The sequence below is a fragment of the Actinomadura luzonensis genome (assembly GCF_022664455.2).
GTDB lineage: Bacteria > Actinomycetota > Actinomycetes > Streptosporangiales > Streptosporangiaceae > Nonomuraea > Nonomuraea luzonensis.
On sequence record NZ_JAKRKC020000002.1, the window covers coordinates 1,314,067 to 1,327,650 of the forward strand.

General features: G+C 73.9%; 14 protein-coding genes. 7 read left to right on the plus strand and 7 right to left on the minus strand.

Features of this window, described 5'->3' with window-relative positions:
- The first annotated feature begins 6 nt into the window (after positions 1-6).
- Together MF672_RS36320 and MF672_RS36325 are read left to right on the plus strand one after the other, a co-directional pair.
- The gene (locus tag MF672_RS36320; protein WP_242375071.1) at positions 7-915 is read left to right on the plus strand and encodes a hypothetical protein; all 909 of its coding nucleotides are present in this window, start codon (positions 7-9) and stop codon (positions 913-915) included.
- Positions 916-936: 21 nt separating this feature from the next.
- Positions 937-1,869, plus strand: coding sequence for an AAA family ATPase (locus tag MF672_RS36325; RefSeq protein ID WP_242375070.1), 933 nt, complete (start codon positions 937-939; stop codon positions 1,867-1,869).
- On the opposite strand, the gene MF672_RS36330 is transcribed toward MF672_RS36325, so the two are convergent.
- Both MF672_RS36330 and MF672_RS36335 read right to left on the minus strand, forming a co-directional pair.
- Complete coding sequence (locus tag MF672_RS36330; RefSeq protein WP_242375069.1) at positions 1,815-3,092, minus strand: UDP-N-acetylglucosamine--N-acetylmuramyl-(pentapeptide) pyrophosphoryl-undecaprenol N-acetylglucosamine transferase; 1,278 nt, start codon at positions 3,090-3,092, stop codon at positions 1,815-1,817. The two genes, MF672_RS36325 and MF672_RS36330, sit on opposite strands and share 55 nt — an antisense overlap.
- Before the next feature lie 4 nt (positions 3,093-3,096).
- Positions 3,097-3,912: a formylglycine-generating enzyme family protein gene (locus MF672_RS36335; RefSeq protein ID WP_242375105.1), complete on the minus strand. Its 816-nt coding sequence runs from the start codon at positions 3,910-3,912 to the stop codon at positions 3,097-3,099.
- A 144-nt stretch (positions 3,913-4,056) separates the two neighbouring features.
- Between MF672_RS36335 and MF672_RS36340 the strand changes: the two genes are divergently transcribed.
- The 3 genes from MF672_RS36340 (at position 4,057) to MF672_RS36350 (ending at position 6,627) form a co-directional block, all read left to right on the plus strand.
- Positions 4,057-5,280 carry a cytochrome P450 family protein gene (locus MF672_RS36340; protein WP_242375068.1) on the plus strand — a complete coding sequence of 408 codons (1,224 nt, stop codon included), beginning with the start codon at positions 4,057-4,059 and terminating at the stop codon, positions 5,278-5,280.
- A 9-nt stretch (positions 5,281-5,289) separates the two neighbouring features.
- Positions 5,290-6,249: a Ppx/GppA family phosphatase gene (locus MF672_RS36345; RefSeq protein WP_242375067.1), complete on the plus strand. Its 960-nt coding sequence runs from the start codon at positions 5,290-5,292 to the stop codon at positions 6,247-6,249.
- 72 nt (positions 6,250-6,321) lie between these two features.
- Positions 6,322-6,627 carry a hypothetical protein gene (locus tag MF672_RS36350; protein ID WP_242375066.1) on the plus strand — a complete coding sequence of 102 codons (306 nt, stop codon included), beginning with the start codon at positions 6,322-6,324 and terminating at the stop codon, positions 6,625-6,627.
- 189 nt (positions 6,628-6,816) lie between these two features.
- Here MF672_RS36350 and MF672_RS36355 read toward each other — a convergent pair whose 3' ends face one another.
- Together MF672_RS36355 and MF672_RS36360 are read right to left on the minus strand one after the other, a co-directional pair.
- Positions 6,817-7,266, minus strand: coding sequence for an ATP-binding protein (locus MF672_RS36355; protein WP_242375065.1), 450 nt, complete (start codon positions 7,264-7,266; stop codon positions 6,817-6,819).
- Between the two features lie 85 nt (positions 7,267-7,351).
- Positions 7,352-7,897 (minus strand): TetR/AcrR family transcriptional regulator, encoded by a 546-nt coding sequence (locus tag MF672_RS36360; RefSeq protein WP_242375064.1) that lies wholly within the window; start codon positions 7,895-7,897, stop codon positions 7,352-7,354.
- 97 nt (positions 7,898-7,994) lie between these two features.
- On the opposite strand from MF672_RS36360, the gene MF672_RS36365 reads away from it, so the two are divergent.
- A complete protein-coding gene (locus MF672_RS36365; protein WP_242375063.1) occupies positions 7,995-9,569 on the plus strand; it encodes an MDR family MFS transporter in 1,575 nt (524 codons plus the stop codon).
- Here MF672_RS36365 and MF672_RS36370 read toward each other — a convergent pair.
- Positions 9,550-9,870 (minus strand): STAS domain-containing protein, encoded by a 321-nt coding sequence (locus MF672_RS36370; protein ID WP_242375062.1) that lies wholly within the window; start codon positions 9,868-9,870, stop codon positions 9,550-9,552. The two genes, MF672_RS36365 and MF672_RS36370, sit on opposite strands and share 20 nt — an antisense overlap.
- 68 nt (positions 9,871-9,938) lie before the next feature.
- Here MF672_RS36370 and MF672_RS36375 point away from each other — a divergent pair, with 68 nt between their 5' ends.
- Entirely contained in the window at positions 9,939-10,868 is a 930-nt protein-coding gene (locus tag MF672_RS36375) for a GNAT family N-acetyltransferase (RefSeq protein WP_242375061.1), read from the plus strand.
- A gap of 4 nt (positions 10,869-10,872) precedes the next feature.
- On the opposite strand, the gene MF672_RS36380 is transcribed toward MF672_RS36375, so the two are convergent.
- Positions 10,873-12,159, minus strand: coding sequence for a DEAD/DEAH box helicase family protein (locus tag MF672_RS36380; protein WP_242375060.1), 1,287 nt, complete (start codon positions 12,157-12,159; stop codon positions 10,873-10,875).
- Positions 12,156-13,583 (minus strand): serine/threonine-protein kinase, encoded by a 1,428-nt coding sequence (locus MF672_RS36385; RefSeq protein ID WP_242375059.1) that lies wholly within the window; start codon positions 13,581-13,583, stop codon positions 12,156-12,158. The genes MF672_RS36380 and MF672_RS36385 overlap by 4 nt, the downstream gene beginning before the upstream one ends.
- Between the last annotated feature and the right edge of the window lies 1 nt (position 13,584).

Consider the following 13,584-nt stretch of genomic DNA (forward strand, 5'->3'; position numbering starts at 1 on the left):
GATAACGTGCCCGGCCGTCACCCGAAGGTCATCGTCGATCCGGCGGTCCCTCATGAGGCGGCCGACCTGCTGCGCGCCAACCGCACGCTGCTGGCCCGCCTCCACACCGGCTGGCGCCCGCCGCCCAAGCGGGCCCACCCGATGCTGGGCACGATCGCCGCGGGCACGGCCGGCGTGGTCGCGGCGGTGGCCGCCGTGTACGGGCTGACCTTGTTCGTGGCCGAGCAGTACCCCTCCTTCGTGGTGATCATGACGGGGGCCGCGCTGCTGACCGTCGCCGTCCTGCTGCGGCCGCGCACCGACGCCGAGACCGAGCGCCGCCGCGCCCTGGAACGCGACGTCTACGAGCACAGCCGCGCCTACGGCGGCCGTTACGTGCTCCACGAGCACCTCGACGAGGCCGCCCGCGCCCTGCTGGCCCGCGCCGGCACCGCCGTCGAGCAGGTCATGGCCTCCCGCGTCAACGCCGAGGGCCTGCTGGACGACGTCCGCAACGCCGTGATGCTGCCCGCCCAGGAGTGGGAGATCGCCCGCCTGCTGGCCAAGCTGTCGGAGCTGCGCGCCGAGCACCGGCAGGTCGTCGCCGAAGGCGTCACGCCCGAGGTGGCGGCCGTGGCCGGCCCGCTCGCCGAGGCCCTCGACAGCAGCGAGGCGGCGGTGCTCGCCCGCGTCGAGGCGCTGGAACGCTACGCCGGGCACGTCGCCGACGCCGAGCGCGCCTACCGGGCCCGGCGGCAGATCGAGCGCCTCAGCGCCCGCCTGTCCCGCTACGAGGAACTGCTCGCGGAGTCGGGCGCCGACGGCGCGGCCGTCCCCGAGCTGAACGAATTGACCGACGACGCCGGCCGTCTTGAGCAGGCGTTACGCGACAGCGTCAGCTCGGCCCATGAGGCTTTTCGCCATTTAAGGGGGTGACTTGGCTTAGTATCCGAATCTGTGGCGGATGTGGTGGTAGACCCCGGAGTACCGCCGGACGACGCGCACGTGCTCAGGGCGAGCCGGCGGGTGCTCATCAAGATGCGCCAGGGCTGGGCCCCGCAGCCGCGCAAGGTCCTGTCGAACGCCCACACGCGCATGGTCGGCGCCTTCGCCACGGTGGCCTTCTTCGGGCTGCTGCTCGGCGTCGGCGCCGCCGGCAGAGGGCTCGGCCTGCTCATGCTCGTGCTGTTCGGCATCCCCCTGATGATCGTGCTGTTCGTCCGCAAGGACCTGCCGGGCGGCGAGGACGAGGAGCGCGACGACGCCGAGCGCGAGGCGTACGAGCTGCTGCGCTGGCACGAGGGCCGGTACGTGCTCACCGACGACCTCGACGAGTCGGCCCGCCGGCTGCTGACCCGCGCGCAGCGCGCCGTCGCGACCGTGACCGGCTCCCGCGTCAACGCCGAGGGCCTGCTGGACGAGGCCCGCAACGCGGTCATGCTGCCCGCGGAGGAGTGGGAGATCGCCCGCCTGCTGGCCAAGCTGTCGGCGCTGCGCACCAAGCACCGCGAGACGGTCTCGCGCGGCCTGACGCCCGAGGTCGAGGCCGTGGCCGAGCCGCTGGCCCGCGCGCTGGACGGCAGCGAGGCGGCGGTGCTCGCCCGCGTCGAGGCGCTGGAACGTTACGCGGCCAACGTCACCGAGGCCGAGCGCGCCTACCGCGCCCACCAGCAGGTGGAGGAGCTGCGGGGGCGGCTGCACCAGTACGAGGAGCTGGTCGCCGAGACCGGCGCGGACGGCCTGGCCGGGCCCGAGCTGGACCGGCTGGCCGACGACGCCGCGCACCTGGAGCAGGCGCTCGGGCGGAGCGTGCGCTCCGCCCGCGAGGCCTTCCGCTACCTGGAGCCGGGCGCGCCGAAAGAGGTCCCCGGCACCCCGGACGACGCCTGACCGCCGGGAGCCTCCGGATGCCCGGAAGCCGCCTGATGCCCGGGAGCCGCGTGGGCGCCCGGCGCGGGCCCGGCGGCGGGCGGCGGGGGAGCGGCCTGGCCCGCGGCGACCTCCAGCAGCAGGTCGCACAGCGCGTCGGCGGCGTCCACCCGGCCCAGCCCGGCCGCCGCCTGCCCCATCGAGGCCCGCAGCGCCGGATCGGCCAGCAGCGGCATCAGCTCGCCGAGGAGCTGGTCGGCCGTCGGGTGCGGCTCCAGCAATGCCCGCGCGGCCCCCGCCGAGGCCAGGTAGCCCGCGTTCTTGCGCTGCTCGTCGCCGCCGGTCGGGATGAGCGGGATCAGCACGGCCGGCTTGCCGATCGCGGTCAGCTCCGACACCGTCCCGGCGCCGCTGCGCGCGATCACCACGTCGGCCGCGGCGAACAGGTCGGCCAGCTCCGCCCCCACATACGGCACCGGGTGGTAGCGCTCGGCCAGCTCGGCGGGCACCGGCACCGCCCGCATCTGCTCGATCCAGGCGGGCCCGCACTGGTGCACGACCTGCGCGTGCGGCAGCAGCCGGGGCAGGATCTCGGCGATCAGCGTGTTGATCTGCTTGCTGCCCTGCGCGCCGCCCGTCACGTAGATCAGCGGCACCTCGAACGTCAGCCCGAACAGGTCGTAGGCCGCCGCCCGGTTGCCCGCCAGCAGCTCCGGCCGCACCGGGTTGCCCGTCACCACGGCCTTGGCGCGGGCGGCCGCGGGCAGGTGCTCGAGCGACGACTCGTGCGACAGCGCGATGCGGGTGGCCAGGCGCGACAGGATGCGGTTGGCCAGCCCCACCACGGTGGTCTGCTCGTGCATGACCAGCGGCCGGCGGATCAGCTTGGCCGCCACGCCGATCGGCACCGCCACGTACCCTCCGGTCGACAGCACCACGTCGGGCAGGTAGCGGGCGGCGTGCCCGATCGCCTGGAACACCCCGACCGGGATGCGGAACACGTCCGCGATGTTGGTGCCCAGCTCCCTGATGTTCGGGCGGCGGCGCAGCTTGCCCGTCGTGATCGCCTTGAACGGGATGCCGTGCTCGGCCGTGATCCTGGCCTCCAGGCCGCTCGCGGTGCCGACCCAGAGCACGTCGTGCGGCACCCGGCGGCGCTGCAGGGCTGACAGGGTCGTCAGGGCCGGATAGGTGTGACCACCGGTGCCGCCGCCGGTGATCAGCAGTCGCAGGGTTCGTGACATGCGATCAGAGTATGGCCGCGCAGCGGAAACCGGTGTGCCCGGTGGCGGAGTCGGGAGTGTTGGAGGTGCGCGCCGCCACCCGGTAGCGGTTGCAGTAGGAGTCGTGGCACAGGTACGAGCCGCCGCGGATCACCTTCGCGCCGCCCTCGGCCGGGCCGGTAGGGTTGTCCGCGTACGGCTCCCACGCCGTGCCCCACCAGTCGGCCGTCCACTCCCACACGTTGCCGGAGACGTTGTAGAGCCCGTACCCGTTGGGCTGGAACGACTTGACCGGCATCGTCCCCTTGCTCGGCGCGGTGGGGAAGCGGCCCTGCCAGATGTTGCACCGCTGCCGCCCGTTCGGCGTCAGCTCGTCGCCCCACGGGTAGCGCTTGCGCTCCAGGCCGCCGCGGGCCGCCATCTCCCACTCCGCCTCGGTCGGCAGCCGCTTGCCCGCCCACGCGGCGTAGGCGCCGGCGTCGTTCCAGGAGACGTGCACGACGGGGTGGTTCTGGCGGTGGCCGATCGACGAGCCGGGACCCTCCGGGGTGCGCCACGCGGCCCCCTCGACGCCCGCCCACCACGGCGCGCCCGGCACGGTGGCCTCCATCACCCCGGCCGTGGCGAACTGGCGGAACACGAACGACCAGCCGATCCGCTCGGCCTCGGTGACGTACCCCGTCTCCTTGACGAACGTGGCGAACTGCGCGTTCGTCACGCACGCCGGGTCGATCAGGAACGGGTCCAGCCGCACCTCGCGGACCGGCCCCTCGCCGTCCTCGGGACGGCCGTCCGGGTCGTCGCCGCCCATGAGGAAGGTGCCGCCCGGGATGCGCACCATGCCGCGCGGCGGCGCCGACCGGCGCACGGTCAGGACGGCGGGCGGCGCGGCCGCGCCGGCGGCGTCGTCCCTGCTCGGGCCACAACAAGCGCTCAAAGTCCCCCCAAACGTGTCATGCCACCAACGAAGGGTAGTCCCTGGAACATGCCCACGATCACGCGGCTGCCGGTGGTCACCCCTGCCCAGTCGCTCGCGCTGGCGGCCACGCTGGTGCTGCCGACCGTGGCGCAGGGCACGGTCATCCGCCGCCCGGCGGCGGTGCGCCTGGCCGGCATGGCCGACACCGACGCCCGCGCGATCGGGCTGCTCAGACGGCTGCGCGCGCGGTACGGGGACGGGCCGCTGCTGGCCCGCGTGCCGGGCCGCGGGCTCGCCATGCTGCCGCTCGCCGCCGCGGACGTGCGGCGCGTGCTGGAGGACCCCGCCTTCACCCCCGCCACCGAGGAGAAGCGCGGCGCGCTGGCGCACTTCGAGCCCGACGCCGTGCTCGTCACCCGCGACCCGGAGCTGCGCGAACGGCGGCGCGAGCTCAACGAGCGGGTGCTGTGCGCCGGCACCGCCGCCCACGCCCGGGTGGCCGAGGAGGAGAGCGCCGCCCTGCCCCGGGAGGGGACGCTGACCTGGCCGCAGTGGCACGCGGTCCACTGGCGCGTCGCCCGCCGCGTGGTGCTCGGCGACGCCGCCCGCGACGACGTGCTGCTCACCACCCTGCTCGACCGGCTGCGCCGCGACGCCAACTGGTCGTACCTGCGGGGCCGGCGCACCGACGTCCGTGACGCCTTCCGCCGCCGCCTGGCCGCGCACCTGGAACGTGCCGAGCCGGGCAGCCTCGCGGGCGCCCTCGCCGCGGCGCACGCCGGGCCCGAGGTGCACCCCGAAGGGCAGGCCCCGCACTGGCTGTTCTCCTTCGACGCCGCCGCGGTCGCCGGCTACCGGGCGCTGGCGCTGCTCACCGCGTTCCCCGGGCCGCGCGACGAGGCGCACCTGCGGGCCGCGGCGCTGGAGTCGCTGCGGCTCTGGCCCACCACGCTCGCCATCCTGCGCGAGGCCGCCGGCCCCAACCCCTGGGACCTGCCGCCGGGCACGCTGGTGGTGGTCTACAGCCCGTACGTCAACCGCGCCGAGCCCGGCGACAACTACCGTCCCGGCCTGTGGCTGGACGGCGGCGAGAGCTGGGCCGGGGTGCCGTTCAGCGCCGGGTTCGCCCGGTGCCCGGGACGCGACCTGGTCCTCACCACCACCGCGGCCCTCCTGCGGGCGTTCCTGCGCGAGCGCTCAGCGGTCCCCTCGCTCACCTTGGAGGATCCCCTGCCTGCCGCCCTCGACCACATACGGCTGCGTTTCACCGTGAATCCGGCGGAACGGTAGCGTCTTCCCATGCGACTCGGCGTGCTGGACATCGGCTCGAACACCGTGCATCTCCTCGTCGTGGACGCCCACCGCGGCGCCCGGCCCATCCCCGCGTACTCGCACAAGGAGGGGCTCCGCCTGACGGAGTACCTCGGCGAGGACAACCGGCTCGCCGAGCGGGGCATCGAGCGGCTGTGCTCCTTCGTCAAGGAGGCCGTCGAGCTGGCCGAGGACAAGGGCGTGGAGGACCTGCTGGCTTTCGCCACCTCCGCCGTCCGCGACGCGGCCAACGGCGAGGAGGTGCTGGCCCGCGTCGAGGACGGCTGCGGCGTGCACATCGAGGTGCTGTCCGGCCGCGACGAGGCCCGGCTGACCTTCCTCGCGGTGCGCCGCTGGTTCGGCTGGTCGTCGGGACGGCTGCTCGCCTTCGACATCGGCGGCGGCTCCCTGGAGATCGCGGCCGGGGTGGACGAGGAGCCCGACGTGGCCGTCTCGCTGCCGCTCGGCGCGGGCCGGCTGACCCGCGACTGGTTCACCGCCGACCCGCCGCCCGCCGACGAGGTGCGGCGGCTGCGCCGGCACGTGCGCACCGAGATCGCCCGCACCGTCGGCTCCGTCGTGCGCTACGGCGAGCCCGACCGCGCGGTCGCCACCTCCAAGACCTTCAAGCAGCTGGCCAGGATCGCCGGGGCCGCACCCACCAGCGAGGGCCTGTACGTGCCGCGCTGGCTCACCCGGCAGGACATGGCCGAGTGGGTCGTCAAGCTCACCACCATGGGCTCGGCCGAGCGGGCGCAGCTGTCGGGCGTGTCCGAGGGGCGGGCGGCGCAGCTCGCGGCGGGGGCGCTGGTCGCGGACGCGGCGATGGACCTGTTCGAGGTGGACCGGCTGGAGGTGTGCCCGTGGGCGCTGCGCGAGGGCGTGATCCTGCGCCGGCTCGACCTGCTGCCGGGGCGCCTCGACCCTTCGGGGCTGGTCATCGACTGAGCGCGCCGAAGTAAGGTCGATCTATCCGCGTGATCGCGCATAACCCGCTGGCGTGCGGGCATCTTTCGGCAAATGTTGGACGTCCTCGGCACCATCGGGTCCCTGCTGGTCGTGCTGCTGCTCCTCGCCGGCGCGATCGCCCTCATCGCCGTGCTCGCCCTGGTCGTGCTCGCGGCCCTGGCCGGCACGATGGTCGACTGGCGGCGGACGTGGCGGCGGCTCACCGGCCGGGACAGACGGCTCACCGTCAAGCTGAGCGGCGAACGCGTCCCCGAACGGCTCCGCGGCGAGCTCACCCGCGCCACCCCCCGCCTCCGCCGCCGTTTCCCCCTCACCCACACCCCCACCCGCCGCCACCACACCCTCGAACCCCACTGACCACCGCCCATGGCTGGTGTTCTTGGGGCGGGGGCGACGGACTGACCACCGCCTGTGGCGGGTGTTCCTGGGGTGAGGGCGACGGGCGGGTGCCCCTTGCGACGCTTCTGGCCCCCTGACAGAGCCGGCCCGCCGCCCCTGCAAGCCGGGGGACACAGCGCGAAGGGGCATCGGCCCGTGCGGCCGGGGTCAGTGGGAGGAGTGCCCGTCGCTGGCCATGAGGTGCGGCCCCGCCGCCCCCGGCGCGTACCGCAGCCGCTTCTCCAGGCACACCACGGCGCCGTTCTCCCGCTTGTTGGTGAAGCGGATGTCGTCGGCGAGCGCCCGCATGATCTGCAGCCCCCGCCCGTGCTCGGCCCCGGGCTTGGGCTCCTCCAGCTTGGCCGGGTCGAAGCCGCCCCCGGTGTCGACGACGCGGATGAAGCAGCGGTCGTCGTGGACGGTGGCGCTGACGGTGTACTCGTCGCTGGGCGCGGCGTGCCGGATGACGTTGGAGCAGGCCTCGGTCAGCATGAGCTCGATGTCCTCGCGGATCGGGTCCTCCACGCCGAGCGAGCGCAGCGTGCCGTCCAGCATCTGCCGGATCAGCGGGACGCTCGCGGCATCCCTGGGCAGCCGGAGCGCTATCGAGGCCTCCACGGTCTCTCCTCCCTTGCGGACGGGGTGGCTGCCCCTCTGCCCGAGATCTTGCGTCCCAATCGTCACGGGTGATCCGGCCGGCCGGCTACTCCTCCAGCAGCCGCAGCGCCACTTCCATGGACGCCTTGGCGATCTCGTCCTCGGTGAGGTCGTCCTGCTGCGTCATCCATTTGCCCGCGTGCAGCGCGAACAGCGCCAGCGCGCGGCTGACCCGCTGCACCGGCGTGGCGCCCGGCTCGCTCAGCTCGGCGGTCAGCGCGAGCATGGCCTCGCGCATCTTCATGAGCTTGGGGTGGGCGCGCAGCGCGGTCTGGTTGCGCTCCAGGAAGCGGGTGACCTCGAGGTAGCGGGGCCGGACGAGGTATTCGGCGTAGCGGCGCACCAGCTCGCGGCGCGTCTCCGGAGTCTTGGGCTGGGAGCGCACCCACTGCAGCAGCTCCTCCAGCTCGGCCACCCGCAGGTCGACCAGGCTGGCGACGATGTCGTCCTTGGTCTTGAAGTGGTAGTAAAGGGCGGCTTTGGTGACGCCGAGCTCCTCGGCGATCTCCCGCAACGACGTCGCCTCGTACCCTTGCTCGGTGAAGAGCCGCAGCGCGACCTCCTGAATCCGGGTACGCGTGTCTTCCCGCACTTTGCACCTATTTCGACTTGACGGCCGGTAAGTAGCTCTCTACCTTATCTTATGCTTGCCGGGCGGCAAGTAAGCAAGATCGTTCAGGGGGTTCGATATGGCGGAGAGCGGGGGCCGGCGCCGCGAGGTCATGGTGGTCCTGCCGGGGCTGATGCTGGCGATGGTGCTGGCGATGCTGGACAACATGATCGTGGGCACCGCGATGCCACGCATCGTCGGCGAGCTGGGCGGCCTGACGCACCTGTCCTGGGTGGTCACGGCGTACGTGCTGGGCACCACCGTCTCGACCCCCATCTGGGGCAAGATCGGCGACCTGTACGGCCGCAAGACCATCTTCCTCGTCTCGATCGTCATCTTCATGATCGGCTCCGCGCTGTGCGGCATGGCCGGCTCGGCGATGCTCGGCGGCCCGGACGGCGGCATGGCCGAGCTGATCGCCTTCCGCGCGGTCCAGGGCCTCGGCGCGGGCGGCCTGATGGTGAACGTCATGGCGATCATCGGCGACCTGGTGCCTCCCCGCGAGCGCGGCCAGTACCAGGGCATCATGGCCGGCGTCATGTCGCTGGCGATGATCGCCGGCCCGCTGGTCGGCGGGTTCATCACCGACCACCTCGACTGGCGCTGGGCCTTCTATGTCAACCTGCCGGTCGGCGCGGTCGCGCTGCTGCTCATCGCGGCCCGGCTGCACCTGCCCAGCGTGCACCACCGGGTGCGCATCGACTGGGCGGGCGCGATCCTGCTGTCGGTCGGCATCACCGCGCTGGTGCTCATCACCACCTGGGGCGGCAACGAGTACGCCTGGGGCTCCTGGCAGATCCTCGTCCTGGCCGCCGTCGCCGTCGTGTCGATCGCCGCGTTCGTGCCGGTGGAGCGCCGCGCCGCCGAGCCGATCATGCCGCTGCAGCTCTTCCGCATCCGCAACTTCACGCTGATCTCCGGCGTCGGCTTCCTGCTCGGCTTCGCGATGTTCGGCGCGATCAACTTCCTGCCGCTGTTCCAGCAGACCGTGCAGGGCGCCAGCGCCACCAACTCCGGCCTGCTGCTGCTGCCGATGATGGCGGCGTCCATGGTGGTGTCGCTGTTCGTGGGCAAGGCGATCACCGCGACCGGCAAGTACAAGATCTACCCGGTGATCGGCGGCGTCGGCATGGCGGTGGGCATGTGGCTGCTGTCCACGATGGACGTCGGCACGCCGTCCTGGCTGACCGGCCTCTACATCGCGGTGCTCGGCCTCGGCATGGGCTTCCTCATGCAGACCACGCTGCTCATCGCGCAGAACAGCGTCGAGCAGCGCGACCTCGGCGTCTCCAGCAGCGCCGCCACGTTCTTCCGCTCGATCGGCGGCTCGTTCGGGGTGTCGGTGTTCGGCGCGGTCTTCAACAACCACCTCACCTCCGAGCTGACCGGCCGGTTCGGCGCGCAGGCGGCCGAGCGCATCGCCAAGGGCGGCGGGCGCATGGACCCGGCGGCGCTCGCCCAGATGCCCGCGCAGCAGCGCACCGGGCTGCTGGAGGCGCTGGCCACGTCCATCTCGGGCGTCTTCTGGTGGGCCATCGCGTTCGCGGTGGCGGTGCCGGTGCTCGCCGCCTTCATCAAGGAGATCCCGCTGCGCGGCGGCGCGCCGCAGGCGGGGGCGGAGCAGGCCGAGCAGGTCAACCAGGTGGCAAAGTGAACAACTGGTCGACCGCGGTCATCTTGAGCAGGCCCCGCAGGTAGGGCGTCAGCGCCACCAGGTTGACGACGGCGTGGGCGTCGGCCGCCCGCTGCTGCAGCCGCACCAGCGCGGCCAGGCCGGAGGAGTCGATGAAGGTCAGCGCCGACAGGTCGACGTCGATGCGCCGGTAGCCCTCGGCGAACGTCAGCGCGGCGAGCTGCGCCACCGAGACGTGGTCGAGGTCGCCGCTGAGCGCGAGCGCGACGGTCGTCGCGTCCGGCGCGGCGACCTCGATGTGCAGCGGCATGCCCTCGAACACGCACACAGCTTAACCGCGCCCCGGAAAAGGAGAGGTGCCTGGTGGGTGTTTTGTGGACAATTGCCCACATGCACGCTTTCCGACGGCCACGTCTGGACGACGCCGCCGCCCTGTACGACCTCATCTCGGCCTACGAGACCTCGGTGCTCGGCGCCCCTGACATGACCCTCCAGGACGTCGAGGACGAACTCGTCGAGCCCGACTTCGACCGGGACAGGGACGGCTGGGTGGCCGAGGAGCCGGGCGGCCGCCTGCTCGCCTCGGCCTGGGCCTGCCAGGTCGGCGACAGCGACCTGGTGGACGTGGACGTCATCGTCCGCCCCGGCGCGGAGGAGCTGACCGGGCCGCTCTGGGAGAAGGTGCTCGGCCGCGCCCGCGAGCAGGCCGCCGCGCACGGCCACGACGGCGCCACCGTGCAGATCGGCGTCCACCGCGCCGACGCGGGCAAGCAGGCCCTGGTCAAGGAGCGCGGCTTCGAGCCCGGCACCAGCTTCCACCGCATGCGCATCGACTTCACCGGCCCCGTCGAGGCCCCGCCCGCGCCCGCCGGGCTCACCCTGCACTCGGGGGAGAGCGAGCAGGTGCGGCGCGAGGCGCACCGCGTCCACCAGGAGGGCTTCGCCGAGCACTTCGGCTTCGTCCCGCTCCCGTACGAGCACTGGTACGAGCGCCGCCAGGCGCAGAGCGTCCACGACTGGAGCCAGCTCGCCCTGGCCAGGATCGACGGCCGCCCGGCCGGGGTGGTCATCGGCAACGACCAGTTCCTGCCCGACCAGGGCTGCGGCTACGTCGCCACGCTCGCCGTGCTGCCGGAGTTCCGCGGGCGCGGGCTCGGCCGCTTCCTGCTGCGGCACGCCTTCGCCGCCGACTTCGCGCGCGGCCGCAAGGGCACGATCCTGCACGTCGACTCCAACAACACCACCCCGGCGCTCGGCCTGTACGAGTCGGCCGGCATGCGCCGGGTCATGGCCATCGACGTCTGGCGCCGCAGGAGCTGACCCGCTACCCGGCGGCGATCCGGTGCCGGGCCAGGTGCTCCAGCACCGCCTGGTTCGCCTCCCACCCGTCGGGGAACTTCACCGGCACGCCGAGCTGCACCGGCTCCGCCGACGGGTGGGCGTCCAGCAGCTCGGCGATGCCGGCCCTGGCCACCACTACGCAGGCGTGCCGGTGCCGGGAGGCCAGCACGCACAGCCGCCCCGACTCCAGGTGGAAGGCCGTCGCGTCGCGCCGCCCGGACAGCGGGTGCAGCACGATCGTCACGTCGTACTCGCGGCCCTGGAGCCGGTTGGCGGTGTCCACGGTGACCTCCGGCGGCAGGCCCGCCGCCCGGATCGCCGCCACCTGGTCGCGGTGCGCGGCCCCGACCGCGATCCGGTCGGCCGTCACCGGCCGCTCGCCCTGCTCCGAGCCCGCCACCGCGCCGCGCTGCAGCAGCCGCGCGGCCAGCAGCGCCACCGCCCGCACCGCCTCGCCGTCGGTGCGCACGGTGTGCCGGCTGGGCAGCTCCAGCAGCGCCCACCCGGAGCGGGCCGCCTCCTCCAGCGCCCGGTCGTGCGCGGTGCCCATGCCGCCGGTGACCAGCTCCAGCCGCCGCTCGCCCGGCCCGGTGCCGGAGCGGAACCCGGTGAACGGGTAGAACGCCCGCGACACCACCGGCGCGGCCGTGGCCGGCAGCCGCCACGACACCGGCAGCCGGTGCACCGGCAGGTCCGGGTTGTGCCGCAGCAGCACCGACACCGCGCTCTGCAACGGGTCCCACGACAGGCCGGACCAGCGGTCGCCGTCCACGACGGAGAACGGGTCGAGCTGCCCGGGGTCGCCCACGAACAGCGCCCGCTCGAACAGGCCCGCGATGCGCAGCAGCTTGTCCGAGCGCATCTGGTACGCCTCGTCCACGATCGCCCACGGCCAGCGGCGCTCGCCGATCCACGCCCACTTGTCGGCGGTGGCGATCACGATGTCGGGGTCGCCGAGGTCCTGCACGCGGGTGCCGACGCGGACGCCGGACAGCTGCAGCAGGCGCGGCGGGGGAGCGTACCCGCCCGCCGACAGCCGCCCCACCGTCAGGTGCGGATGCTTGTCGCAGATGCGCACCACCAGGTCGTCGACCTGCTCGTTGGTCTGGGCGACGATCATCAGCGGCTCGCCGGTGGCCGCGATGTGCCCCGCCGCGCGCACCACCAGCGTGGACTTGCCCGCGCCCGGCGGGGAGTCGACCACCACGCCGCGGTGCCGGGGCAGGTCGGCCAGCACGTCCGCGATCACCTGCTCCGGGCTGCCGGTCACGACCACTCCTCCTGCGCGTCCTCGTCGTCGGGCACGTACTGCTGGGGCGGGCCGCCGTGCGTCCACGGGGTGGCCTCGGCGTCGGGCAGCGCGGGCGAGCCCTGGAAGTCGCCGGTGAGCGAGGTGTAGCAGACCCGCTCGCCGACGTCCGGCACCGAGCCGGGGGCGGGCGTCCTGCCGCGCCCCATCCCCTTGGTGATCTTGATGGTGACCAGGCCCTCGTGCGCCTCCACCAGCTCCGCGCCCTGGGCGCGGCGCTGCGGGGTGCCGAGCGCGGTGCCGGGCACGAGCAGCACCGGGTCGTCGGTCTTGATCACCACCAGCGGGCGCAGCTTGCGCGAGCGGCCCTCGCCCTCGGCGTTGTCCGGGACGGTCTCGATCACCTCGCCCGCGAACGCCTCCCCGGTCAGCCGGTACTCGGCCATCACCAGCGGGTCGTCGTAGGCGCGCTGCACCTCGAAGGCGGCCTGGGCGCGCTCCATACGGGCCAGCCGGGCCGCCGCCGCGACCGCGCCGTCCCTGCGGGGCTGCGGCGGCCCGCCCTCGGCGACGCTCTCGGCCATCGCGCTGAACGAGCCGCGGTCCTGCTCCCACCGCTGCGCCACGCTCGCCCCCGGCTCCAGCCCCGCCAGCAGGTCGATCGCCCGCCACACCAGCCGCCAGGTCGGCTCGAGCTGGGTGCGCAGCGCCTCGGTGACGCGCTCGGCCGAGCCGCTCTCGATCGCCGGGGCCAGCACCTCCGCGTCGAACCCCGGGTCCGTCGCCGGCCCCGCGGGCGGCCAGACGAGCGGGTCCTCGGCCTCCTCCGACGGGCCCTCGGTGATCCAGCCGACCAGCGCGGCCAGGTTGCCGTCCTCCAGCCCGCTCTGCCCGCTCGCCCAGTGCCGGCCCAGCTCCTGCGTCGCGGCCAGCATGAGCGACGAGCCCGGGTACGCCGCCCGCTCGGCGAAGTACGTCAGCCACCGCCCGAGCAGCGGCACCGAGGCGGGCACCGGGTAGGGGCCGTCGGCGCGGCGGAAGCGGGTGGAGCGGCCGAGCAGCCGGGTGAAGGCCACGCCGCCGGTGTTGGGCACGACCAGCTGCGGCGCGTCCAGAGCCCGCTGGTAGGGGTCGCCGCCGCGCCGCTCGACCGTCTCGGTGGCCGCGGTGAAGCCCTCGACGTACGGCAGCAGCACCTCGGCCAGCTCGGCCGCCCAGGCGAAACGCAGGTCGCGGTTGCGCGGCTGCGGCACCACGAGCAGCCGCGGCCGGTCGCGGTCGTCGCCGAGCATCGCCGCGAGCGGCGCGGCGGCCTCGCCGGACAGCCGCAGCGGCACGAACACCATCGGCCGCGCCGACAGGTGGCAGTGCCGGACGGTCGCGACCGGCTGGGCGATGCCCTCGTCCAGGGCCCGCAGCCGGGCCAGCGAGGTCAGCAGGCTCACA

Coding starts and splice junctions, on each gene's coding strand:
- MF672_RS36345 (WP_242375067.1), top strand. CDS start 5,290: ATGCGACTCGGCGTGCTGGACATCGGCTCGAACACCGTGCATCTCCTC.
- MF672_RS36365 (WP_242375063.1), top strand. CDS start 7,995: ATGGCGGAGAGCGGGGGCCGGCGCCGCGAGGTCATGGTGGTCCTGCCG.
- MF672_RS36330 (WP_242375069.1), bottom strand. CDS start 3,092: ATGTCACGAACCCTGCGACTGCTGATCACCGGCGGCGGCACCGGTGGT.
- MF672_RS36335 (WP_242375105.1), bottom strand. CDS start 3,912: ATGGTGCGCATCCCGGGCGGCACCTTCCTCATGGGCGGCGACGACCCG.
- MF672_RS36340 (WP_242375068.1), top strand. CDS start 4,057: ATGCCCACGATCACGCGGCTGCCGGTGGTCACCCCTGCCCAGTCGCTC.
- MF672_RS36375 (WP_242375061.1), top strand. CDS start 9,939: ATGCACGCTTTCCGACGGCCACGTCTGGACGACGCCGCCGCCCTGTAC.
- MF672_RS36350 (WP_242375066.1), top strand. CDS start 6,322: ATGTTGGACGTCCTCGGCACCATCGGGTCCCTGCTGGTCGTGCTGCTG.